At 52.8% G+C, this 24,949-nt stretch carries 22 protein-coding genes; 12 read left to right on the forward strand and 10 right to left on the reverse strand.

Going from position 1 to position 24,949, the window contains the following annotated elements; genetic code table 11:
* Positions 1-59 precede the first annotated feature (59 nt).
* From rpsB to ACY2RQ_RS12710, 7 genes are all read right to left on the reverse strand, one after another.
* Positions 60-899, reverse strand: coding sequence for a 30S ribosomal protein S2 (gene rpsB, locus ACY2RQ_RS12680; RefSeq protein WP_490113349.1), 840 nt, complete (start codon positions 897-899; stop codon positions 60-62).
* A gap of 283 nt (positions 900-1,182) precedes the next feature.
* Positions 1,183-2,184: a diphosphomevalonate decarboxylase gene (gene mvaD, locus ACY2RQ_RS12685; RefSeq protein WP_490113350.1), complete on the reverse strand. Its 1,002-nt coding sequence runs from the start codon at positions 2,182-2,184 to the stop codon at positions 1,183-1,185.
* Positions 2,165-3,142, reverse strand: coding sequence for a mevalonate kinase (gene mvk / locus ACY2RQ_RS12690; RefSeq protein WP_490113351.1), 978 nt, complete (start codon positions 3,140-3,142; stop codon positions 2,165-2,167). Before mvk ends, mvaD begins: the two co-directional genes overlap by 20 nt.
* Positions 3,123-4,148: a mevalonate kinase family protein gene (locus ACY2RQ_RS12695; protein WP_490113352.1), complete on the reverse strand. Its 1,026-nt coding sequence runs from the start codon at positions 4,146-4,148 to the stop codon at positions 3,123-3,125. The genes mvk and ACY2RQ_RS12695 overlap by 20 nt, the downstream gene beginning before the upstream one ends.
* 120 nt (positions 4,149-4,268) lie before the next feature.
* Complete coding sequence (locus ACY2RQ_RS12700) at positions 4,269-5,441, reverse strand: hydroxymethylglutaryl-CoA synthase (RefSeq protein ID WP_490113353.1); 1,173 nt, start codon at positions 5,439-5,441, stop codon at positions 4,269-4,271.
* A 21-nt stretch (positions 5,442-5,462) separates the two neighbouring features.
* Positions 5,463-6,536, reverse strand: coding sequence for a type 2 isopentenyl-diphosphate Delta-isomerase (gene fni, locus ACY2RQ_RS12705; protein WP_490113354.1), 1,074 nt, complete (start codon positions 6,534-6,536; stop codon positions 5,463-5,465).
* A 4-nt stretch (positions 6,537-6,540) separates the two neighbouring features.
* Positions 6,541-7,575: a hydroxymethylglutaryl-CoA reductase gene (locus ACY2RQ_RS12710; RefSeq protein ID WP_490113355.1), complete on the reverse strand. Its 1,035-nt coding sequence runs from the start codon at positions 7,573-7,575 to the stop codon at positions 6,541-6,543.
* Positions 7,576-7,775: 200 nt separating this feature from the next.
* Between ACY2RQ_RS12710 and map the strand changes: the two genes are divergently transcribed.
* From map to ACY2RQ_RS12725, 3 genes are all read left to right on the forward strand, one after another.
* The gene (gene map, locus ACY2RQ_RS12715) at positions 7,776-8,570 is read left to right on the forward strand and encodes a type I methionyl aminopeptidase (protein ID WP_490113356.1); all 795 of its coding nucleotides are present in this window, start codon (positions 7,776-7,778) and stop codon (positions 8,568-8,570) included.
* A 68-nt stretch (positions 8,571-8,638) separates the two neighbouring features.
* The gene (gene glnD / locus ACY2RQ_RS12720; protein WP_490113357.1) at positions 8,639-11,356 is read left to right on the forward strand and encodes a [protein-PII] uridylyltransferase; all 2,718 of its coding nucleotides are present in this window, start codon (positions 8,639-8,641) and stop codon (positions 11,354-11,356) included.
* Positions 11,357-11,587: 231 nt separating this feature from the next.
* Entirely contained in the window at positions 11,588-12,358 is a 771-nt protein-coding gene (locus tag ACY2RQ_RS12725; RefSeq protein WP_490113358.1) for an SDR family oxidoreductase, read from the forward strand.
* Between the two features lie 88 nt (positions 12,359-12,446).
* Here ACY2RQ_RS12725 and ACY2RQ_RS12730 read toward each other — a convergent pair whose 3' ends face one another.
* On the reverse strand, positions 12,447-12,800 hold the full coding sequence (locus ACY2RQ_RS12730) for a DMT family protein (protein WP_490113359.1): 354 nt from the start codon (positions 12,798-12,800) through the stop codon (positions 12,447-12,449).
* Positions 12,801-13,112: 312 nt separating this feature from the next.
* Between ACY2RQ_RS12730 and ACY2RQ_RS12735 the strand changes: the two genes are divergently transcribed.
* The 9 genes from ACY2RQ_RS12735 (at position 13,113) to ACY2RQ_RS12775 (ending at position 23,558) form a co-directional block, all read left to right on the forward strand.
* Positions 13,113-13,586, forward strand: coding sequence for a hypothetical protein (locus ACY2RQ_RS12735; RefSeq protein ID WP_490113360.1), 474 nt, complete (start codon positions 13,113-13,115; stop codon positions 13,584-13,586).
* Positions 13,587-13,670: 84 nt separating this feature from the next.
* Complete coding sequence (locus ACY2RQ_RS12740) at positions 13,671-14,543, forward strand: phytanoyl-CoA dioxygenase family protein (protein WP_490113361.1); 873 nt, start codon at positions 13,671-13,673, stop codon at positions 14,541-14,543.
* Between the two features lie 53 nt (positions 14,544-14,596).
* On the forward strand, positions 14,597-14,941 hold the full coding sequence (locus tag ACY2RQ_RS12745; protein WP_490113362.1) for an ArsC family reductase: 345 nt from the start codon (positions 14,597-14,599) through the stop codon (positions 14,939-14,941).
* A 138-nt stretch (positions 14,942-15,079) separates the two neighbouring features.
* Positions 15,080-16,117: a 2,3,4,5-tetrahydropyridine-2,6-dicarboxylate N-succinyltransferase gene (dapD, locus tag ACY2RQ_RS12750; RefSeq protein WP_490113363.1), complete on the forward strand. Its 1,038-nt coding sequence runs from the start codon at positions 15,080-15,082 to the stop codon at positions 16,115-16,117.
* A 223-nt stretch (positions 16,118-16,340) separates the two neighbouring features.
* Positions 16,341-17,690: a hypothetical protein gene (locus tag ACY2RQ_RS12755; RefSeq protein WP_490113364.1), complete on the forward strand. Its 1,350-nt coding sequence runs from the start codon at positions 16,341-16,343 to the stop codon at positions 17,688-17,690.
* Between the two features lie 282 nt (positions 17,691-17,972).
* Positions 17,973-19,211 carry a hypothetical protein gene (locus tag ACY2RQ_RS12760; protein ID WP_490113365.1) on the forward strand — a complete coding sequence of 413 codons (1,239 nt, stop codon included), beginning with the start codon at positions 17,973-17,975 and terminating at the stop codon, positions 19,209-19,211.
* 15 nt (positions 19,212-19,226) lie between these two features.
* A complete protein-coding gene (locus ACY2RQ_RS12765; protein ID WP_490113366.1) occupies positions 19,227-19,913 on the forward strand; it encodes a condensin complex protein MksE in 687 nt (228 codons plus the stop codon).
* Entirely contained in the window at positions 19,910-22,807 is a 2,898-nt protein-coding gene (locus ACY2RQ_RS12770) for a PspA/IM30 family protein (RefSeq protein WP_490113367.1), read from the forward strand. The genes ACY2RQ_RS12765 and ACY2RQ_RS12770 overlap by 4 nt, the downstream gene beginning before the upstream one ends.
* A 115-nt stretch (positions 22,808-22,922) precedes the next feature.
* On the forward strand, positions 22,923-23,558 hold the full coding sequence (locus tag ACY2RQ_RS12775) for a hypothetical protein (RefSeq protein WP_490113368.1): 636 nt from the start codon (positions 22,923-22,925) through the stop codon (positions 23,556-23,558).
* A gap of 62 nt (positions 23,559-23,620) precedes the next feature.
* Here ACY2RQ_RS12775 and ACY2RQ_RS12780 read toward each other — a convergent pair whose 3' ends face one another.
* Complete coding sequence (locus tag ACY2RQ_RS12780) at positions 23,621-24,145, reverse strand: CBS domain-containing protein (RefSeq protein ID WP_490113369.1); 525 nt, start codon at positions 24,143-24,145, stop codon at positions 23,621-23,623.
* A 197-nt stretch (positions 24,146-24,342) separates the two neighbouring features.
* Positions 24,343-24,933, reverse strand: a complete 591-nt coding sequence (gene dcd / locus ACY2RQ_RS12785) for a dCTP deaminase (RefSeq protein ID WP_490113370.1) — start codon at positions 24,931-24,933, stop codon at positions 24,343-24,345.
* Positions 24,934-24,949: the final 16 nt, after the last annotated feature.

Below are 24,949 nucleotides of genomic sequence, written 5' to 3' on the forward strand. Positions count from 1 at the left end.
TTTTATTTCTGTGACCCAGTGTTCACAATCATATTATGACCTGCACCGGGTCAGACGGATCAGGCTTCTTTAGCGCCAGACTCGTCTTCAGCAGCTTTAGGTGCTTCGGGAGCTTCGGGAGCTTTAGGAGCTTTAGGAGCTTCGGCTTCCGCAACAGACGCTTCGGCCTCCGCAGCAGGAGCTTCTTCTGCTTCAACAAACTCACCTTCAGCAACCTGGGCTGCGCGGGCTTCCAGGATGGTGTCGGCAGCGCTTTCCAGGTACAGCTGGATAGCACGGATAGCGTCGTCGTTACCGGGAATAACCATGTCAACGCCATCAGGGTTGCTGTTGGAGTCAACAACACCGATAACGGGGATGCCCAGTTTGTTGGCTTCCTGAATAGCAATCTTTTCGTGCTCTACGTCGATCACGAACAGTGCGTCAGGCAGGCCGCCCATGTCCTTGATACCACCCAGAGAGCGGTCCAGCTTTTCCAGCTGACGGGTACGCATCAGCGCTTCTTTCTTGGTCAGCTTCTCGAAAGTACCGTCTTCACGCTGGACTTCCAGGTCGCGCAGACGACGTACAGACTGACGGATAGTCTTGTAGTTGGTCAGCATGCCGCCCAGCCAGCGGTGGTCAACGTAAGGCATGCTGCAACGCTGGGCCTGCTCACGTACGTGCTTGCTGGCAGCGCGCTTGGTACCTACGAACATAACCTTGTTCTTGCCTTCAGCCAGCTTCTTGATGAAGTCCATGGCGTTGTTGAAAGCAGGAAGGGTGTATTCCAGGTTGATGATATGAATCTTGTTGCGGGCACCGAAGATGTAACGACCCATCTTGGGGTTCCAGTAACGGGTCTGGTGACCGAAGTGGACGCCGGCTTTCAGCATCTCGCGCATGGTAACGTGTGCCATGTCTTTAAACTCCTAAAGGGGTTATGCCTCCATATACCCCATAATCCGACCCTCTATGTCTGCATAAGAACAAACATGGGGCACCCCGGATCATGTGCCGATATATGTGCGATTTTAAATAATTCAAACAACTCTGCAGTGCATTAACAGCATCGCAGCGCGGCTTTATATCATATCAGGATGCCCACTTCCACCCACTTTCGTCTTTGCATCTTTTCTCAGCACCCCAAAAGAAAGGGCAACAGCAAATAGTTCTGACTATTTCATCAGAGTATCAAGAGCATCAGTGAAAGGGAGCGACTATCTCCAGCTCTGGAAACGCGGAACGAACATCATCCGCAGTAGAAGAGAGAAACAACAGCTTCACATTGGGACCAGCATCCATTGTTACATAAACCGGCAATCCCTCTTCCCGCAACTGCCAGACCTTTTGTAACACTTCCACAGATTCAGGCTGCCAGTACAGCAGCGGCGGCCAGGACGCCAGCATAGTAGCATGCATAGCCATGGCATTCTGCTCCCCTGTTGTACCCAGCAGGGTAAAGTCCCGAATAGTAATAGCATGCTCAAGGCGGGCAATATCCCTTTCCGCCTGCTCCGGCCAGCTGCTGTAAAGAATGGCGCTGTCTACTGTGCGCTGCATACCTTCACGGGAACCGGTTTTCTTCTCCTCACCGGCCAGGGTCAGCAGGCCAATACGAAAGTCTGGCCAGATTTCCGGCAACCTTTCAGCAAAGCTGTCCATACCATCGGCACGCACTCCCCGGTGCCAGCGTACAAAGCCATCATAGACAGAACGGCAGGCACTCCCACTGCCCAGACGGGCCAGCACAGACAACTGCTGATCGTCCAGCTCTACGCCGTAAAGCCCTGCGAGAGCCTTGGTCAACGCAGCAAAACCCGAGGCAGACGAGGCAAGCCCCGCACCAGTGGCTACATCATTGCGGGTATCCACCAGCAGGTGGCCGGGCACCAGAGGGCGGAACAGATTAATATGTTGAACAACCTTGCGATAAAACCCGGATTCCAGATCAACTTCAGCGCCATTCAACAGAACAATATCTGCGCTCGCATCCGGCTGCCACTCCAGACGGGTAGTGGAACCCTTTTTCCCCAGGGATACTGACAGGGAATCATTCACCGGCAGATTCAGCGCAGCATTACGCTTCCCCCAGTATTTGCACAGGGCAATATTTACGGGGGCAAAAGCTTCAAAAACCGGGGCAGGAGCCGGATCACAGCCACCCAGAATCCGGGCCGCCACATCACTCCGATTCAAACTCACAAGACACTCCTTTCCTGGACACGGTAACGGGCAGGGTTTCAAAATCGGGCAGGTCAGCCTCACCTTCACCCAAACTGATAACACAGTCCCCCAGGCCGGAGCCGGAGATTTTCACCCCCTGCCGCCCCTGCTGTCGTAACTGATAAACCATGGATGCCAGGGTACCATCGCACACTCCAAGAGCATCCATCAGGCCATGGTAAATATTCATACAGCGCCCAAGGCGCTCAAGATTATTGGAACGGATAGCCCCCGTCGCCTGCTGAGTGCATTCCCCCATCATTCGGAACAGATGATCATAAAGAGAAGGTACCAGAGCACGTTCACCGGCAACCCTGCGAATCACTTCCGGCGTTGGGGTTTTGTAACCACAATAGTGCAGGGTCAGAGGGAGAGCATCCACCAGCGGAGTCACGCTGCGGGTTTTGGGACGGTAATGGACAACCCCACCATAAATACTGGCCACAAGATCCGTGCCGGAACCACCGCCCTGCACTTCCTGCACCACCGCCAGACACTCATCCAGTAACACTCGGGGCTTACTGGACAGCCCGGACAAAACCCTCAGCGCCGCGGCGACTGCCACCGTCAAAGCTGCCGAGGAACCCAGGCCAACTTTATGGGAAAAGTCAGAGCTTATGGTCAGCTCAACCCCCGCCGGCAACCGTCGCCTCCAACGGGACAACAATGCAAGAGTGAAACGATGGGTATGCTCGCTGGCCAGATTATCCAACTCTGTTTCAAGATCACCGAGCGAGGAGCGGATAATTACCCGGCGATCACTGCGCAGACAGGCTTTAACACGGAGGCGTGTGCTTACCGCACAGGCAATGGCCGCTTCACCATAAAGAACAGCATGCTCACCGAACAACATGGTACTGCCTGGCACAGAGACATTAACACGGGTTCCGGCAACAGGAATGTTGGGAACGAAGAGCTCAGCAAAGTCGGACACCATAGGGATCACACTGCAGTCGGGTTACCGAGAAGCCATACTCGCGGCAAAGAAAGTCAAAAGGCTCATCACTCTGCACCAGCACAAAACCTGCTTTCTCTCCAAACACAGCTCCGGCACCACTGATTTTACCTACAGCATTATGACGGGTACGCAGGTCTTCAATAAATTTCTGCACAGTACCCGGCACAACACCAATATCCACCAGCAACTGATGGTTACGCTTGACATACTCTTTGAGGGCACCGATATCCCGGCACAGGAAAGCCTGCTCCAGGCCGGTGACAATACTGTGAAATTCATTCCAGATAGTACTGGTACCAAAGCGGCGACGCACTTCGGCCACACACTGGCCGGTACTCACCTCCGGTGCTCCGGAATTCACCAGATACCAGTTCAGCTCCGGAATTTCCGGACGAGCCTCAACTTCGGCATTTTCCATGCGAATAAGCCCGCCGTGAACCGTGACCATAGGGTCTATGGTGCTGTTACAACCATGCTGCAACCGTTCAGTATGACTGGTGAAGCGAAATAATGCGGTTTTATCCAGATTTATTTCAAGATATCCCGCCACAGCCGCCAACACAGAAGCCACTGTCGCGGCGGAAGACCCCATACCGGAACCCATGGGAATATCAGATTTCAGATGAACTTCAAAGCCCTGATCCAGGGAGACAGCATAGCTGCTGAACAGCCCGGCAATGGCATACAGATACAGATCACCCGACCCGGCAAGCACATCGGCGATATTCAGCCGCCCCAGCAAATAAGCCTGGTAAGCCTCATCCACGCTCCGTCGCAGGTTACCCAGGGAATCCAAGGGACACTCACTCAGCTGCACCCGGGAACCTTCTCCAAGATTATCCAGATACAGGTGAACCACTTTATCTGCAACCGGCTTCACTTCACACCGGGCATGGATATTTACCGCAACCGCCAGAGCGGGCGTGCCATACACAACCCCGTGTTCACCGGAAATAATTATTTTGCCAGGAGCAATGGCTTTCATCAGTTACCTGTCTTGTACATCCTGTTGACGGCCAATTCTATGCCGATCCGCCTACCGACATAAGTCCCAAAACACGCCAGCTTCCGCAGACCTGCTACAACAGCCACCGATACCAGACCATCAGCCCGTTATTTCTGTATAAATCCGCTTGTGATCATGGATACCCGCCAGACGGTAATAACCGGAAGCCATCTCCGAAAAATGGTGCTCACCACCATCTTTCGGGCAGGTATAGCTGAACCATCGGGCATAGCTGTCGTAATCCAGCTCCTGGCGATTCTCCAGCATATCCACATGATACTGGCGTCGAGAGTGTTCCCGGTAACCGGGCACAACCATCATGGAGAAGAACTCCCCGACACAGCCTGAACCATAACTGAACAACCCGATATTCTGGCCGGACAGGTCTGCTGAATCATTCTCAAGCAAGGAAAGCAAGCCGATATAGAGAGAGGCACTGTAACTGTTACCAATCTGGCGATTGTAATACAGCCCTGCGCCAATCTGCTGCTCCAGCTGTTCTGCCCCCATGGAGACACTGTTGGTCACAGCCAGTTTACGATGAGCTTTTTCGCCCATCTTGGTAAACGGCAGGTGGTAACAGAAGCGGGAAAAGTCCTCAAAGGGCAGTCCACCGTCTTCCCGGTAGTTTTTCCAGCTCTGCCGCAGTGCCTTGAGATAAACAATGGTGGAGTACTTGCCGTCCACAAGGGCCGTATCCAGGTAATTAGGCCGCCAGAAGTCCATAACATCTTCACTGTAACAGCCGGTTTCAGTATGGACACCAAGCAGCCGGGGCTGCGCCTTGATAATCAGCGCCACAGCGCCACAGCCCTGGGTCGCCTCCCCCGGCGTACCCAGGCCGTAGCGGGCAATATCAGAGGCCACCACCAGCACCTGGCTATCGGGCTTACGGGCCACCATCCCACAGGCCATCTGCACCGCCGCCGTTGCGCTGTAACAGGCCTGTTTCAGCTCCACTACCCGGCAGTTATGGCCCAGTCCCAGTAGACGGTGTACGTATACACCGGCCGCCTTGGACTGGTCAATACTGGATTCTGTTGCAAACAGAACCGTGGAGATTTTGTCCCGGTTACTGTCGTTAATCAGGGGCCTGGCAGCGCTGGCCGCCAGGGTAACTACATCTTCATCCTGTGCAGGCACGCCCATCCGCTCCTGCCCCAGGCCTACCCGGTATTTGTCCGGGTCCTCTCCGTTATGCGCTGCCAGTGTACTCAGCGACAGATACATCCCAGAGGAAAAAAAACTGATGTCATCAATACCGACAGACATAGCACTCTATAAGGAAAATCGTCAGGAAAAATCGTCCAGAATTAACCGTTCATTGCCGTATAAACCGGCAATATCGGGGGTTCCCAGCAAGAACATGGCGGTCACAAGCTCCCGCCTGAGAGCTTCAATAACCTCAACCACCCGATCAACGGATTCCATGGCCGGCTTCAGCAGCGGAGCTGCCAGCCCACACAAACGGGCGCCGAGTATAACAGACTTAACCATATCAACGCCGTTGCGCAACCCCCCACTGGCAATCAGCTGCACCCTGTCTCGATAGGGGGCCGCCAGCTTCAGGGCCTGCGGGGTTGGAATACCCCAGTCCTGGAATAAAAGCCCAAGACCGTGCTGATCATCGGAACGGTGGTGCTCAATCCGGCTCCAGGATGTGCCACCCTGCCCTGCCACGTCGATAGTGTCAATGCCACAGTTGGCAGCGGCGACAATATCTTCGGCTGAAAAGCCGCAGCCAACCTCTTTCAACAGCAGAGGATACCCAAGCTCACGACGAATGTCGCGCAACTTGGCAAGCAGGCCGGAAAAATCCGTATCCCCTTCCGGCTGAACAGCTTCCTGCAGGGGATTCAGGTGAAGATAGAGACCATCCGCCCCCACCAGCTCAACCGCCTGCCTGCACTCATCCAGACCAAAGCCCTTGTTCAACTGCACCGCACCGAGATTGGCGAGCAGCAGAGCATCGGGAGCATACTGGCGCAGAGCAAAGCTTGCCCGGGCTGCCGGTTCTTCAAACATTACCCGCTGGGAACCCACCGCCAGAGCCACACCGGTTTCCTGGGCCGCCAGGGCCAGGTTGCGGTTAATGGTTCTGACCAGGGCATGATCCCCCCCGGTCATAGAGGAGATAAGCAGGGGAAAAGAAAGTTTGCGCCCCATAAACTCTACGCTGGGATCAACATCATCCAGGCTGATCTCCGGCAGTGCCCGGTGGGTCAGCCGAATGCGATCGAAGTAACGGGCATCACGGTCTGTATCGCCGTTCTGCTCAATCATTCGAATATGTTCCAGCTTACGCTCGTTGGTCTGCTGCCCGCTCGGCTGTTCGCTCAGCTGTTCGCTATTGTGTTCTGCAGCCATGCAATCAGCGCTCAAATTTTACATGGGCGGCCATCAGCTCACCCGGGTTGGTCTGGGCAGCCAGCAGGGACAGCTCGCCACACAGCACACTGGCGGCGCAGACAATGGCCAGCCTGCGGGCATTAGCACCCGGCTCGCGGTCTTCCCGGCAGCCAATCAGCTTCAGGTTATCTTCAACAAAATCCAGCCCCTTGCCATTACCGACAGAACCGACAATCAGGTTGGGTAGATTAACAGAGAAGTAGAGATCGCCATCACGGACTTCGCAGTGAACAACGCCCTGTGAACCCTCAACAATGTTGGCTGCGTCCTGGCCTGTAGCCAGATAAAAAGCCAGCAGCATATTGGCAAAATGGGCATTGGCGCTGCGCATACCGCCAGCCAGCATGGTACCGATCAGGTTCTTCTTGATATTGAGTTCAACCACCGCTTCCGGGGTTGTTTTCAGGCGACGTTCGCAGAGAGCCCGGGGAATGTTGACTTCGCACACAACATTTTTACCCCGGCCAAGGATACCGTTGACCGCCGTCGCTTTTTTATCGCTGCAATAGTTTGCGGAGATAGAGGTGTACTTCAGCTGCGGATACTCACCCAGCAGCCAGTCCTGGATTTTCTCGGACGCAAGGGTCACCATATTATGACCTGAGGCATCACCGGTTGTGTATTCCAGGCGCACATACAGCATATTGCCAACAATCTGGTGATGCATATCGATCAGCTTTGCAAACCGGCTGCATTCCCGCACTACCATATTCATTTCATCTTTACGGGCTGACAGGCTCTGCCAGGCCTTCAGCGCTCCGGTAGCATCCGGCGCTTCCAGCAGGATGGAGCGGGTCATCCGCTCATCCACCAGGGTCGCCTTTATACCACCAGCCAGGGTCGCCACCCTCGCCCCTCGACCCACCGACGGCCACAGCGGTGTTTCGTACGTTGCCAGGGGCAGCATCACACTGTCATCGACAACTTCGCCGATGATCCGGACCGGGCCAACCAGCCGCATGGGCACAGGTGCCTGGGTAATCTTATGTTGTGACATATCCAGGAAATCGTCCTGTCAGAATCCAAGTCTTCCCGGTCGAAGGTGACCAGAGAGCGCCACTTTACCATAACCTTTCGGGTTTCGCTCTTCTCGCAGGAGTCCCATCTTCACCGCAAGACTGTTTAGAATAATCGCTATTTTGCTAGAATGAGGCATCAGCCCTTGACGGGCCTACACCAGGGATTACACAGCAGCATATGCCTGTCATTATCAAAACCGCAGAACAGATTGAAAAAATGCGCATCGCCGGTCGTCTGGCCGGAGAAGTGCTGACCATGATCGCCCCCCACGTAAAAGAAGGCGTGACCACCGGCGAACTGGATCGCATCTGTCACGATTACATCGTCAATACCCAGAAAGCAATTCCCGCTCCGCTGAACTATGGCGCGGCTCCCGGTCGCCCGGGCTTTCCGAAATCCATCTGCACATCCCTGAACAAAGTGGTGTGCCACGGTATTCCCGGGGATAAAAAGCTGAAGAAGGGCGATGCCTTGAATATTGATATCACTGTAATCAAAGACGGTTACCATGGCGACACCAGCCAGATGTTTATTGTTGGCGAAGCGCCGGAGTTTCTGAGCAAACTCGGCCAGGTCACCCGGGAATGCATGTTCAAGGGTATTGAGCTGGTGCGCCCCGGTGCCCATCTCGGTGATATCGGTGCGGCCATTGCCAGCCATGCCCATAAACACAATTACAGTGTCGTTGAAGACTACTGCGGTCACGGTATTGGTGAAGGCTTCCATGAAGAGCCTCAAGTCATGCATAACAGCGTGGCCGGAACCGGTATCAAGCTGCAGGAGGGCATGATCTTTACCATTGAGCCAATGATCAATATTGGTAAAAAAGAGACCAAACTGTTGCGGGATGGCTGGACTGCTGTCACCAAAGACGGTCGTCCTTCCGCCCAGTGGGAACACACCATTCTGGTGACCAGTGATGGCTACGATATTCTGACTCTCCGGGACGGAGAAACCTCCCCATTCGCCTAAGCTTTATACGAGCCGGTGCGTTCTCTACCGGCTCACACACAACAAAACGACAACAAGAAGAATTCTCCATGACCGCCGTATTGAGTGCCGAGCAAAAGACGGCCCTGTTCAACCGCAGCCAGTTTCGCGCGGAACTGACTGTCACCCCCCAACCTTTCCTTGCCTACCAGAAATGTCTGGAAAAAGCCGAACAATTGATGGACCAGTGGTTCGCTGAAGGTGTCTCCATCCAGACGCTGGTGACAGGCCGCGCCTGGCTGATTGACCAGGCGCTGATTCTGGCGTGGGAACATCTGGTTGGAAAGAATACTGACGATATTGCCCTTGTGGCTGTTGGCGGTTATGGCCGGGGGGAACTTCACCCCCATTCAGATATTGATATTCTTATTCTGCTGAAACACGATGATGCTGAACCCCACAGGGACAAGATTGAGCAGTTCCTGACCCTTCTCTGGGATATCAAACTGAAAGTGGGCTCCAGTGTGCGCTCGGTCGCCGAGTGCGCCAGCCAGGGCCGGGAAGACCTGACCATTATCACCAATATGATCGAGTCCCGTCTTCTGTCCGGCCCGGAAGACCTGTTCCAGGAGATGCACAACAGCATCAACCCGGAAAAAATGTGGCCCAGCAAGGAATATCTCACTGCCAAGTACGATGAACAGCAGGCTCGGCACCGTAAATACAACCAGACAGAATACGATCTGGAACCTAATCTGAAGAGCTCTCCCGGTGGCCTGCGCGATCTGCATATGATTGGCTGGGTCACCCGCCGCCACTACGGTACGGATGATCTGAAGGAACTGGTACGTATCGGTTTCCTTAACGAGCGGGAATACCATATGTTGATGCGGGCCAGGGACTTCCTCTGGCGGGTTCGCTGGGCCCTGCACCGACAGGCAGGCCGCCCGGAAGACCGGTTATTGTTTGATCACCAGCGCACTCTCTCGGCTCAGTTTGGTTACAAGGACAAAGAAGGCGGGCCGCTGGCTGTCGAGCAGTTTATGCAGAAGTATTTCCGGGCCGTTATGATTCTCGGGGTATTAAACGACCTGCTGCTCCAGCACTTCGACGATATGATTCTGGACGAAGGCAAACATCAGGATATCGTCCCCCTGAATGAGCGGTTCCAAGTCTGTAACGAATATATCGAAATTACCCAACCCGATATTTTTACCACCCATCCGTCAGCCATCATGGAACTGTTTGTGCTGATGTCCGGCAATCCGTTTATTCTTGGCCCTACTGCGGAAACCATTCGCGCCCTGCGGGATGTCCGCCATAAAATAGACGACGATTTTAGAAACGATCCCCAGATTCATGCTCTGTTTCTGGAGTTGATGCGTTCTCCCTACGCCCTGACCGCCAGCCTGCGCCGTATGGTGCGTTATGGCATTCTTGGACGCTATCTGCCGACCTTTGGCCGTATTATCTGCCAGATGCAGCATGACCTGTTCCACAACTATACAGTGGATGCCCATACCCTGCTGCTGATCAAGTTCCTGCGGCGCTTTAATTACCGGGAAAGTGAAGAACGCTTCCCTGTCGCCTGTGCGGCTAAACGACGCCTGCCGAAACCGGAACTGTTGTATATCGCCGGGCTGTTCCACGATATTGGCAAGGGCCGGGGCGGAGACCACTCTGTTCTGGGTGCTGTAGATGCCCGGGAATTCTGTCGGCAGCATGGACTTTCCAGCGCAGACACTTCTCTGGTGGAGTGGCTGGTCCGCCACCATCTGACCATGTCGGTCACCGCCCAGCGCCAGGATCTTTCAGACCCGGATACCATTAATAACTTTGCCCGTCTTGTGGGCGACTCCCGCCGCCTGGATTACCTGTACTGCCTGACTGTTGCAGATATTAATGCCACCAACCCCAAACTCTGGAATGGCTGGCGGGCCAGCCTGCTGCGGGAACTGTTCCGGGAAACCCGCCGAGCCCTGCACCGGGGGCTGGAAAACCCCATTGATAAACAGGAGCGTATGGAAGACACCCAGGGTCTGGCCAGGCTAAGACTTGAAGATTTGGGTATTGACACCAAAGCCGCGGAACAGCTCTGGCAGAATATTGATGCGGAGTATTTCCTTCGCCATAACGCTGTGGAAGTATCCTGGCAGACCCAGGGCATTCTTGAAAACCTGGACGACCTTCCCCTTGTATTGATTCGGGAAACCACGGAGAGGCGTTATGAAGGGGGAACAGCTGTTTTTATTTACAGCCAGGATATTCCCCACCTGTTCGCATCCTGCACAACAGCATTAGGGCAAATGAACCTGACCATCCACGATGCCAGAATTATCACCACCGACAAAGGCTTTGCCCTGGACACCTTTATTGTTCTGGATGCCAGTACCGGCAAGCCACTGGGTAAAGACAACGATGATCGTATAACACGCATCTGCAACCATATTCGTCAGACCCTGCAGGCAGATACCCCTCCCTCACCGGAGTTTAGCTACAAACGGGTTTGCCGACGTCTTAAGCACTTTGCAAAGAAGCCGGAAATCATTATCAGCAATGACCCCACCAACCGTCGTACGGTTGTGGAAGTGAATGCCACAGACCGCCCAGGTCTGCTGGCCCATATGGGTCATGTGTTTATGGAACAGAAGACTCATATCCAGAAGGCCAAAATTTCCACTCTGGGAGAAAGGGTAGAAGATGTATTCTTTATCACCGATCATCAGGGCCAGCCCATCAGCGACCCGGAACGGGTACATCAGCTGTATCAGGCACTGAATGAACGCCTGCAGGCGGCTATTGGTACAGATGACTCCCAGGAACCATAACCTCCCAGGAACTTACCCCGGAGTTTCCCACTGAGAGTCGGCACTTCAGTGGCTCACTCCTGGTCTGATTCACTGTATACTTCCCGGAAGTACAAATCCTGACCACAAAAACACGGCATGCCATCACCGACGGTTTCTTACATTTTTATATGGAAATGTTCAGCCAGAAACGTCTTCTGACAACGATTTAGTATTTTTATAACAACACTAACAAACAATACAGGTCACCCCATGTCTCAGCCACACCTGTTCAGCCTTATCGACAAAGTTGCCCTTGTTACCGGAGCCAGTCGAGGCATAGGCGAAGCTATCGCTCACCTGCTGGCCCGTCATGGTGCCCATGTAATTGTCTCCAGCCGCAATCTGGATGGCTGCGAATCTGTCTGTGCCGCGATCCGTGACGCTGGCGGTTCTGCAGAAGCCCTGCCCTGCCATATTGGAGAGATGAAACAGATTTCAGCCACTATTAAGCAGATTGAAAGTACTCACGGAAAGCTGGATATCCTGGTAAACAACGCAGCAGCCAACCCTTATTTCGGCCATATTCTGGATACTGATTCTGGTGCCTTTCAGAAGACAGTGGATGTAAATATTCGCGGTTACTTTTATATGAGTGCAGAGGCCGGCAAACTCATGCGGAAAAACGGCGGTGGCAGCATTGTGAATGTGGCATCTATAAACGGCGTAATTCCCGGACACTTCCAGGGCATCTACTCGATTACCAAAGCTGCGGTTATTTCCATGACCAAGGCTTTTGCCAAAGAGTGCGCTGACCTGAATATTCGGGTTAATGCCCTGCTTCCCGGGCTAACGGACACCAAGTTTGCTTCCGCCCTTACCAGCAACCCGGCTATTATGAATCAGGTGCTTACCCACATTCCCCTTAACCGGGCCGCCAGCCCGGAAGAGATGGCTGGTACCGTACTCTATCTGGTATCGGATGCGGCCAGTTACACCACCGGAACCTGCATTAATGTGGACGGTGGCTTTCTGACTGCCTAAGACCATGTTTTCTTAAGAATACAGCCTCTTTAGGAACATGGATTCGAGCGCTGATTGAAACCAGCGCTTATCCAGCTGCTTACTGCTTTTACAGGGCACTGCGAAACATAAAAAACGCCGCCCCAACTATACACAACCCGGCCCAGAGATAATCCAGTTTCAGGGGTTCTTTCAGGTACAACAGCGTGAACGGCACAAAGATGCTGAGGGTGATAATTTCCTGGAGGATTTTTAACTGGCCAATACTCAAAGTGGTAAATCCAACACGGTTGGCCGGCACCTGAAACATATATTCAAAGAAAGCCACCAGCCAACTAAGAAAGGCCGCAATAAACCAGGGTTTGCTCTCCAGAGTCTTGAGGTGGGCATACCAGGCGTAGGTCATAAAACAGTTACTGCAGATCAGGAGCGTGATGGTCGCCACAACCGGGTGGACAGACATGGGGCAAGCCCTGCTTCACTGAGAACCTCAGGGTGGCACAGGGAAGTACAGCAAGCCAATACCATTTTCGAAAAGGCGTTCAAAATACAGCGCCTGCATTGGTTATTCCCCTTTCGACATACCAGATGAATCAGGTGTCAAAAACTACGAGCTACCGTAATCAAAATGGTCAACGGCTATGCTCCCAGGATACTGGTCACAAGGATAACGCAGGAGAGGCAGATTGTGCCCTGATGAGAGAAATTATTGAGGCCCGCTTTCCTGCTAAACTTCACATCCAGCCCCCCTGACCTGATTGATTAAGGTGCCGTAATGCTCAGAGTCAGAAAAGCCGCAATTTTAATGGTCATCAGTACTTTAGACTGTGCAAGCCTGACCTATGCTGCCAATACATGCACTGTGACCAACCAGACTGAATGCTATTGCTATAGCGATATCGGCGAGGACAACACCATTGCCTGCAAAAAAAAGGGCCACCCAAAAACTGTAGAGTATGAGATTCCACGGACAGACGGCATCACTGGTTTTCAGGTGGTCGGGGAGATAGCCCCGGGCCAACAGGCGGAAGTGCCTGTTTATTCTGACCGCTGGCAGTGGATCACTCTGCGCTACAAGGGTGAAGACGACTCCACCAATACGTTCGGGTATGTCTATGGTGCTCAACTGGTCGGAAACCATATTTATGTGGTCCGTGATGCCAGCGGCAAAGTCGGTTTTCTTGATGACGACGGACCTGGAGGGTCGCTGGCCATGTGCCTTCACCCAGCACCTCCTCCCGGCTCCTGAACCCCTCCCGCTGAATAGCTGCTATAACCATTATTGAATCCGGGATTCCCCAAGGGCTGTTCACATTCGTTATGCAGGGGACAAATGACAGAAGAGACAAATATCAAATACTGGTTACATGGGCGTAGCTTCCAGGAGTGGTGCACAGAGTTTGATCAACAGGGATATATTATTTTTGAAGAGGTACTGTCCTCAAAACAGGTTGAGAATATCCATCAGGCCCTGATGCCTTACCTTGTCGACAACATCACCGGAAGAAATAATTTTGAAGGAATGAAAACCAACAGGATTTATAACCTGCTGGCGAAATCTCCGGTATTTGGTGAATTGGTTATTCACCCTCTGCCACTCACATTTGCTGAAGCCTGCCTTGGGAAAAGCTGCCTGTTATCCGCCTGCCTGGCTATCAACCTGCAACCCGGTGAAAGCGTCCAGCCCTGGCACCATGATGATGCCCATATTGAAGTCCCAATGCCTCATCCCTCATGGGGTGTGAGCGCATTCTGGGCGCTGGACGACACTACAGAAATGAATGGTGCCACCGAGGTTATTCCCGGCAGCCATAACTGGGATGGATCAGGTCTCAGCAACAGACTAGACGACCAATCATTTACCGATAAAACCGTTTATTCACCTGTAACAGATCCAGGAGCCCACTCATCAGCGATTAAAGCCACTATGCCCGCAGGTTCGCTTATGCTGGCCAAAAGCACTCTATGGCACCGTGGCGGAGCCAACAAATCAAGCAAACCCCGATTGATTGTTACGCCGCAATATTGTCCGGGCTGGGCACGCCAGCTGGAAAACCTGATGGCTGCGATTCCGAAGGAGGTAGTGGCCCGCTACCCCAAACGAGTGCGAGAGCTGATAGGTTATTCCATTCACCCGCCCTTTATGGGGTATGTCAATGGTGTACACCCGGAAAAACTCCTGCCAAAAAATTCTGACAGACAATAGTCAATTATCTTTATAATGACCGCATAATTTTACCCATGGCAAATTGAGCGTTTATGTTAACCATTTACGGTATCCCCAACTGCGACACTATGAAAAAAGCCCGCAAGTGGCTGGATGAACAGGGGCTGGAATACAGCTTCCACAACTACCGCAAGGATGGCCTCAACAAAAACTGGCTCGAAGCCCGCATCAGTGAGCTGGGCTGGGATCAGGTAGTTAATCGCCGCGGAACCACCTGGCGCAAACTGCCAGAAGACGTACGGGAAAATATGGATGCGGCCTCAGCTATAGACGCCCTGCTGGAACAGCCCGGCATGATCAAACGACCACTGCTGGATACCGGCAACAGCTACCTGCTGGGCTTTTCTGCTGATAAATGGCAAGACGCGCTGAAATAGCTTTGTTCATGACCAGCCAGTTTGTTCCAGTATATTTTTCCCTGTATCAGCACTAAAATAGCTAACGCTCAAAGAGCATTCACCCATCTCTGACTGCATGTCTCTCACTCAAGAAGAACAAGGACTCCGCTTCCCACTATGAGCAAAACATATTTCAGCATGGCCGCCGGTATCGGCACCAAGAACAACAAGGGCCAATGGCTGGAGGTTTTCTATCCTTCTCCCCTGTTCCAGCCCGATGCTGAACTGGTTGACGCTGTTGCCGCCATTACCGGTTACACCGGCGGCAATCAGGTTCTGGAACTGGACGGTGCCACCTGCCACGCCCTGGAAGAGCTGTTCCTGCAGCGCAACCTGCTGGATCACACCCTGATCCTCAACTCCCTGGAAACCAGCGACAAGCCCCGTGTACTGACCATCCTGGAAACCGACTCCGCGCCCACAACGACTCCGGAAGCCTATCTCAAGCTGCACCTGATCTCCCACCGTCATGTAAAGCCCCACGGTACGGATCTCAGCGGCATCTTCCCCCTGCTGCCTAACGTGGCCTGGACCAACGAAGGTGCCATCGACCTGGAAGAACTCCCCGCCCGCCAGCTGGCCGCCCGCACCCGTGGCGAACTGCTGGACATACAGTCCGTGGATAAGTTCCCCCGTATGACCAATTATGTCGTACCCAAAGGCGTGCGTATTGCCCACACCGCCCGTGTACGTCTGGGGGCGTATATTGGTGAAGGCACCACAGTTATGCATGAAGGTTTTGTGAACTTTAACGCCGGAACCGAAGGCAAGAATATGGTTGAAGGCCGCATCTCCGCCGGTATCTGGGTAGGTGAAGGGTCCGACCTGGGCGGCGGCTGCAGCACCATGGGCACATTGTCCGGTGGTAACGATATTGTTGTATCCGTTGGCAAGAACTGTCTGATTGGTGCCAACGCCGGCCTGAACATTCCCCTGGGGGACCGCTGCACAGTGGAAGCCGGCCTGTACCTGACCGCCAGCTCCAAAGTCACTGTTCTGAACAAGGACAAGAAGCCCGGGGAAGTGGTCAAAGCCGTAGCTCTGGCCAACAAGTCTGACCTGATGTTCTGGCGTAACTCCCAGAGCGGTGCCATTGAGTGTCTGACCAACAAGTCTGCCATTGAACTGAACGAAGAGCTGCACGCCCACAACTAATCGTTCTGACTTCCCAGAAAAAAGCCCTGATATTTTCAGGGTTTTTCTTTATTCGTAATAAGCTGAAGTACTGCTCTCAGGGAGTTTTTCAAGCACTTCCCCCTGCCCGGTTATACCCCGAACCAACCAGACTGTTATCAATAATTCTCCGCACCCGGGAACTCCCTTCTCCACCGGCTCTCTTATGAAGAGATTTATTTTCCGGGATAGACAGGGGATTAATATGACCATCAAAACCATAAAATCACTACTGATGAAAGTTATTTCATCATGCCTGGTCTACTGCCTGGCTGTTCAACCGGTGTTAGCAGCCTCCACGCCCTCACCAAAGGCTGCCCCCGGGGTATCTTTGAAGAAGCTCTTCAAAGTTGGCAATGATTATTACGGACTCACCGTGCGGGAAAGCGACCAGACCTACAGTCTGACCCGTTATAACAGCCAGCAGCACACCCTGACTATCAACGAAGAGAGCCAGCCTTTTATGTTCACCCACTCTGGTAAGCAGCCTGGCAGTGGAATCACCGTGAACGCAATTACCCAAAGTCAGGATGGCGACAGGATCTCACTGGCTTATAACATCGCCGGCGATACCGGGCATCACTTTTTCAGCCAATATTCCCTTGATGATACGGGCAGTGTTCAACCGCTGAATACGACCCTTGACCTGCCGGGAATGGGCCATACCCTGCTGCTTGAAAGTGCTCCTGAAAATATCACCCCGGAAAAAATACAGATTATTGATGATACTGATGCCTGGAATATTGTTATCGGCAAAGACGGGGCACAAGCCCACAAATTTCCAAAACCGGGTGCCCTGTCGCCTGATGCCCGCTTTATCAGCGGATGGAAAGATCAGGGTAATGACCGCAACGTTTTCGTTGCTGTCAGCAACAACAGCAGTATTGTTCTGGTGAAATACAGAGCCACAGATAATAACTACGCAATAGATCCGGCATTTAACAACGGGCTGCCTGTCACCATCGGTGAAGGTGAGAGTATCAGCTTTGAATCCTTTACCAGTAAAAACGACACATTGTATACATTGGTAAAAAGTAATAAAGGGCTGAAAATACAAGCCCATAACCGCCTAACAGGGCAGCTTCAAGTCAACATCAATACAGCAGCACAACATCCGAGTGTACCCCAGCAAGCTATATTGACTGTATCTGACAATATTCTTTACCTGCTGGAAACAGACGCCCAACGTCTGACATCCCACCAATATTCCCTTGATGGCTCTCCCCTCAACAATAGCAAAAGCATCGTCCCGGCAAACATTTCCCATATTGAGCAGATACAATTGATGCAGGGTAGCGGTCAGGTTGCCCTTCTAGGAAAAGATGCTACGGGAAAAGCATCGTGGTCTCTTGTCGGATTCACAAAAGACTCTACATCAAACACTTCAGGTTCCACAGAGGATCACTCTGGTGTGCTGCTGGAGAGAGGACTCGGAATTATTATTGGACTGTTTTCCATCACTTGCATGCTTGTCACAGTGTGCACGGCTTGCTTCTGCTGCCCCTGTAACGGTAATGATTGTCATAGTGGCGGGGGCAGTTATGAATCTATTTGACCAGACAAAAAATTAACTAAAGACTAATTTTCAGGTGACTTCCCGATTTTCTTTCAAATGCAGGTTCCAACCTGCCGAAGAAAGGGATTTCAATAGAGTATGAGAGTGGACCCGGTTTTCTGTAAGAGCTTTTACAAGCGTTTTCATAAACAACAGATATTATAATTCACTGTTTTCACGCTGTTTATCGTCTCGGCGAACTCTGCTAGCCTAACCTGTTTAATGGCCCACCCCCCTGCTTTTCAAAAACAGGGAGAAACAGAAAGCAATAGCAGGTAATAAGTGGAGTACGTCAAAAAATACCTCCGCATACTTCTCAATCATATGAACCTGATTGAGAAGCTGCACCGCCGCTTCGGCTCCCAGAGTTTTTCCTCCGGAGAGTTTATCGATATTGCCCGCAGTATCACCAATGAAGACACCACCGATCTGACCGAGCTGTTTACGCGGTTTTGCCAGCAGGAAATCCTTATCCCCATTGCCCGGGCCGAGAACCATTATGACCTCAGCCCAGTGGTATTGGATATTATCGAGCTGATTACCGACCAGCAGCAGCTGGGGCTGTCCACAAGCCTGAAAGCCAAAATTGATGACCTGCTGCGGCTGACCGGGCAACTGGGCCAGAGTCTGAAATCCCGGGACAGTTACCTGGTCAACCGTTACACCAGCCAGCTTGACAGGCGCTTTCGGGATGTGCGCCGGGAACTGGAACAGAATGAGCAGGCTATCCTGCGCATTATTGAAGACGCGAAAAACTCCAGCCGGAATATTTCCCTGAAAACCCGCTACACCCAGGCCCTGGAAGCCTGGAACCATTATGTCCAGCCAACGGCAGATATGCTGGATGTCCAGGGTGAATATGAACTGACTCTTAAAACTATCGAACACAGCCTGCGGGACTATATCGAACAGGCTCACAACAGCATTGGCTTTGAACACTCCGCCCGCCTTGAACGGCTGAATCTGCGCCTGCTGGATTTACGTTCAGGGCTGCGCCTCAGCATTGAGCGCTGTTCCCGTCTACTGGAACCCATTTACCGCCGGTTTCAGCGTAACTCAGCACTTACACGTGGCGCATCCCTGGCTATTGCCGAAATGCGTCGCAAGAAGTTCCGCTATGCCACCATTCCCAGCCAGGTGGAATTAATTGGACGGGCACGCCCTAATCTTACCGATAGCCACAGTTCCCTGGTCGTCTATCTGAGCGAGCTTAAGGTACTGGAATTGCCAAGCTTTGATATTCCCGAACCCCCTGAAAAGAACAACCCGGAACCTGTGACCTTTGCCACAGTAGCCAGTTCCGTACGCAGTCACCTGCCGCTGAACGACTGCCTGGACTGGTTAATCACCACCTACCCACAGCTGGATACACGTCAGCTACTGGAATTTATGGTGAGACTGACCAACGAAACCGAACAGTTTCAGGGGGCTGTTATTGAAAACGACACTCGTCGCTATGAAACAGAAAGCCACACTATAACCATGCAACGCCGTACCCTCTGCGCTGCAGGCCAGAAGTAATCTATAAGATTTTCTATGAATGATATGCCTGATACAGCCCTGACCACTGAGAACAACACAAGCATGCCGGAGAGCCAGCCTGAAACCCTGCTCTCCGCCCCTCTGCGCCTTGATGAAACCCTGAGCAAGAACCTGCCCCACGGCCACCTGATCTACACCCGCCTGCGGGAAGGGGTACATCTATCTGCCGACAGCCCCAACCAGTTTGCTTTGTTCCGGGAACTGGAGCAACACCGGGAAAGCTACACCCACCTGTTCGCCCTGTTGGGTTATGAGCTGGTTTACCACCATGATGGCTTTTTTTATTTCGTCTATCCGGACAGTACCACCAGCCAGTCCCTGACCACAAGTCGTAAAGTCGCCCTGCTTATCTACACTCTGATCGATTTCCTGCAGGACAACAATTACGATCCTATGGCCACTATCTGCAATGAACTCATTGCACGACGCATGTTTGACGACACCAGAAACCATTACTCAGACCTGTACCAGCAGGCCGACCTGTCATCTACCGAGGCAGTCACCAACCTGCTGGAGTGGATGGCACGCAGGGGTTTCTGTCAGTTTGATTCCGATGACCAGGTTCGCTTCCTTAAGCCCATCAACCGTTTTCTGGAAGCCATTGAACAGGTCTCAGAGCTGGCAGATATCCGTGAACCAACGTTTGAAAACAGCCCCGCTGAAGTCATGGAGGACGAATGACAGACCACAGCCAAATCCACACCGGCACCATGACCGGACACTATGGCATGTCCCGACTCTATCTGATTCAGTCCGGTACCTACGCCTGGGGGGAACTTCCCCTGGATGGCTCCGTCTCCTTTTTCGGCTCCAATAACCGGGGCAAATCCACGGCTATCAACGCCCTGCAGTTTATTTTCCTGCCTAATATGATGGGCAGCCGTTTCGAGAAATACGCCAAGGATGTCACCCGGAAATTTTATTTCCCCTTTGACAACAGCTATATCCTGACCGAGATCACCACTCCCCACGGCCCCTGGGTACTGGGCATTACCGGCAAAGGCGCGGCCAGTGGTCACCGCTACCAGCATTTTATTTACCGGGGCCGATTTGTTCGGGAACACTATTTCAGTGGTCGCACACCCCTGAAATTCCCGGAAGCCCGCCAGCGAATCGCCTTAACCGGGGAAAAAATTATTCTGCTCTCCCCCCAGGACGTAGAGGTACTGATCAGCGGCGGTCAGGGTTCCGTGCTTGGCAAAACCCAGGCCACTATAGATCTGGTTCCGGTAGGCGGTACACGTCGTTATCAGGTGTTTAAGAACCTGTTTGTCAGCCTGATCACCCAGTCAGAAATCAATGCCTCAATGATCAAGCAGTCACTGCTGGATGTGTTCTCTCCCCAGCTGGCAGCCAGTGATATGGCCCAGGGCTCCATTAATTTCCACCAGAAAAAAGAAGAAGTATTTGCGGAGTATGAACGCCTGAAGCGAGAGTTCGACGCTTTGGGGGAGTCGGCCACCGACGTTGAAGCCCTTCGCCAGACATCACTGAAGCAGGAAAAAGCTGCGGCACAGGTCTTTGCCCTGCAAAGTACGATAGAACACGATTTCCACCAGTGGGACAAAGAAATCAGCCAGCACATAGAGCAGCTTTCTGTCACCCTGGCCTCGGCCCAGAACTCCGTTAACGTCCTGAAGGAACAGGAAGCAGAAGTTCGCCACAAAAAAGACCAGGCCAACCGGAAAGAAGCCACCTTGGTGGAAAAGATCAACCACCATGAACGCCAGGCCCGGGCCTTTACCGAGCTGGGTGATATGTACGATATCAACAGCACCCGTGCCGATATCGAACAACTTCAGGTTCGAGAAGAAAAACTCAGCGGCCAGCTCGGTGTCGCCAGTCTCGGAGGCAGTGAAGACACCCTGCGCCGGGAAATGCAGCAACAGGAATGGCAGATCGAGAAGCTGGAAGCCGCCATGTCCGCCGACGAGACATTAGCCGCACTGCTGGCCCGCCACCTTCCATCGGAGCAGGTTATTCAGCTGGGCAAGCTGATGCATGAAGGGCTGTTGCTGCTGCCAATAACCGATGATCACCCGGTTCTTGATCTTGATAATGAACAGCACTTAATAGAGGAAGCCCGTCGCCTGTTAACCCGCATTCAAAATGACACCTTTGAAGGAGACGGCTATCGTATCCATCTGCAGGAACTCCCGGTTCCCCGCGGGCTGGTACAGGACAAACAGCAGCTTCAGCAACAACTGGAAGAAGAGGAGCTGAAGTACAACGAACTGGACCAGCGCCTGAACGCCCTTCTGGACGCCCAGATTATCCAGGAAGAACGTGCCCAGGTGCGCAGCCAGATCACCCGTCGTCAAAAAGAGATAGACGACTGGAACACCTGGCAGGAAAGCCTGCCCCAGTATGAAGGCTGGGTGGAACAACGGGCTGTTCTGCAGGAGTCCATCAATGAACTTGAGCACCAGGCCAGAAACCTGCGGGAGCAGCAGGAACAGCTGGCCCGGGACAACGAGCAGCAACGGGAAGAGTTTTCCACACTCAGCAGTACCCGCAAGCGGATTTATGACCAGTGGAACCAGCTGAAAGGGCCGGAAAACGGCTGGCCAAACGTGATGATACCGGCTGAAAACCTGAACAATCTGGGCCTGGAAGAGCGCATCAACCTGTATAGGGAACAATGGCAGATTGCCCACGACGCCACGGTGAAAATGCAGATGCTTTACTCCGCTATTCGCCTGCGAGGTTACCGGGCGGCAGAGTCGGAAGGTACGGATGAAGCGGCCTGGCGCAAGGTGCTGGAAGACTGGGAAGCCCGCCCGGAAGCGGAGAAGATGCTGGCGAACTACCGCAAAACCGCCATCCTGCAACTCTCCAGCGTACTGAATGATTTTCTTCAGGATTACCTGCGGCTGGAGCGGGAGATTAACAGTTTCAACCGTTCCATCTCCCGGCGCAAGGTCTCCAATCTGCGTCGCTTCCAAATTCTGCTGCAACCGGTGCAGGAGCTGTATGACGCAATTCGCTACATTGTAGAAACCGGTCAGCTGCTGGAAGACGCACAACCCGACCTTGGCTTACACTCCACCAGTGTGGACGAAAACCGGGCCATGGATTCCACCCGTATTATCGCCAGCCGGATCAGCGAATCCCTGAGCCTGTCGGATATTTTTACTGTGTCGTTTGAGGTGGAAAATGCCAACGGGGAACTGAAGCGTTATGAGAAAATTGACGACGCCGGTTCCACAGGCACCCGCAGCACTCTGAAACTGTTGACCCTGATGTACCTGATTCGCCATATGATGGACAGCAAGCAGGCCCTGAACCAGCGGCTGTTGTTTACCATTGACGAAATCGCCAGTGTCGATTCCGCCAATGCCCGCCAGCTTCTGGACAGCGCCCAGGCCCTTGGCTTTACGCCCCTGCTGACCTCAGTTTATGCGGTTGACCTTACCCGTTATGGTATTGATGTGGTGAAAGCCCATACAGGTATTCAGCGACAGCAGGCCCTGGTGGTAAATCGGGAAAACTGGATTATCCTTGAGCGCAAACAGACTGGGGAGCTGCCTGAAACAACAGAAGAGGATGTTCAGGCAGAAGCGGCTGCACTATAAACCCAATCCGTCAAAACCAAGCAGTCCGGCCCCCCTTATTCGGAAAGCCGGACTGATAGAAAATCCGGGTAAAAGACAGATCCATTGACAGACATTTCCAAAACAGACATCCCCAATGACAGCAAGCAAAAAGACAGGTGCCAGTTCCGCTGGCTGCGGCCACTACAAAACGCCACCATCCGGATTTAAGTATTATCTGCTTAACGCCAGAAAAGCCTGTTACTGGTACCACCTTGATGATCCGGACAGCCGTATTGAACTCCATAATTTCTGCCAGTTTTCCGGCCCTGTTTCCCTCACCTTTCACCCGGAGGATGACCTGGCCTGCGATCAGCCATTGGCTTTAATGGAAAGCATAGAACCGGTGCATCACCCTGATCGCGTGCCAGGTTGTGAGCATTTTATCAGTACGCTTTACTACCATGGCCAGCTGGCAAACTCCTTTATTAACTGGCTAACATTCCGCCCCAGGACCCCAGAGCTCTGGCTGTTTCCGGATTATGATCATGTCGGCCTCAGTAACTATCTGCGTCTGAAACAGGCTCTTCACGATATCAGGCTGTTTGTTCCCGATAACCTGGAAGAGCAGATAACAGAATGTGGAAGCCAGCCACGCTCTCTGGATGAGTACCAGTGCCTTACCCTGCAGGAACTGCAAGATTCCAGTGACCCGGATGTCCAGCGGATATTGGATGTTATTGAAACCAGCGGGAAAGGGCTGAGTCAGACAGACCTGCTAATACCCTGTTGAAGAGATTCAGCACAGCCTGGAGAGTTTTGGGAACACAGAGTGCTCCCATAGCAAAAACAGGATTACTGGTCGATAGCAGCTGCCAGCAGATCAAGAGCAGTGATAATCCCCCGGACAGCCCCATCTTCACTCACCAGAACCCGGTGAATATTACCTTTCACCATGGCTTCCGCCACTTCCGTCAGAGGCATACAGGGTTCCACCCGGAATACCAAGGGCGTCATAATATCCGTCACCAGTACAGACTGATCCATGCTTTCATGGAAGGAGCGCATCTCTTCTTTGGAGAGAACGGAATCCACCAGATTGTTATAAAAATCTTCATTTCTGGTATCCAGATCAAGCAGGCCGCTACCGGTCTGGCGGACAATATCCGTCATGCTGACTATTCCGCATAGCTGGCCGGATTCGTTCACCACCGGCGCGCCGGAAATACTGTGTTCAGTCAGAAAAGTTGCCAGTCGGTCAACTGACCAGTCGAGGGGAACAGTCTCCACATGCCTGGTCATGATGTCGGCCGCGACCAGATCATGAAAACCGTCAGAGGAATTACCACGTTCAGTCTGTACAGAAAAGTCAGGTTTCATACTGGTTGCCTCCAGCGGTCAGTAAAGTGCCGGGAACCAACGACTCGCCCTTAAGACCTCTAACCTTACCGTCCGGCAAGCAGGCAGCGTTAAGAATTATCCCGTACATTCACCTTCGATTATGACCTAAACGACACTAGACTTATTGATACAAATCAACAAATCCAGCGTATTCAGGGGAAGAGTCAGAAGAAAACTCAGGCCGTAGAATCTTCACCAATACGGCTGGCAATAGCCCCCGACTGACCTTTGTACTTGGCGTTCACCCGTTTATTGTAGGGCTTTTCAGCGGGGCCACTCATGGTTTCGAAATTAATTGCACCAATCTGCATACCGGGTCGCAGGGCCAGGGGCAGTTTTCCGCCATTAAAGAACTCCAGTACAATCTGCCCACTCCAGCCCGGATCAATACGGTGAGCAGTAACATGTACCATCAGGCCGAGACGGGCCAGGGAGGATCGGCCATCCAGCCAGCCGACAATATCGTCCGGTAAGGTCAGAGATTCCCGGGTGACCGCCAGTGCCAGCTCACCCGGATGAAGGAAGAAGGCATCACCTTTTTCCAGCACTATCTCCTTGCTCATAATGGAGTTGAGGGTATTTTCGATCTCTTCACGACTACCGGACAAGTCCACATAAGGGGCAACATGGTCATTAAACACCCGGAAGCTGTTACCCAGGGTCAGGTCAAGGCTGACACCACTGATATGCTCATTATCCGGGCGGGGCTCCACCACTATACGGCCACTGTTCAAAGCCTCTACAATATCGCGATCACACAGTCGCATAATCCACCCTGGTCGT

Source organism: Parendozoicomonas sp. 209JJ7-1 (assembly GCF_058147085.1).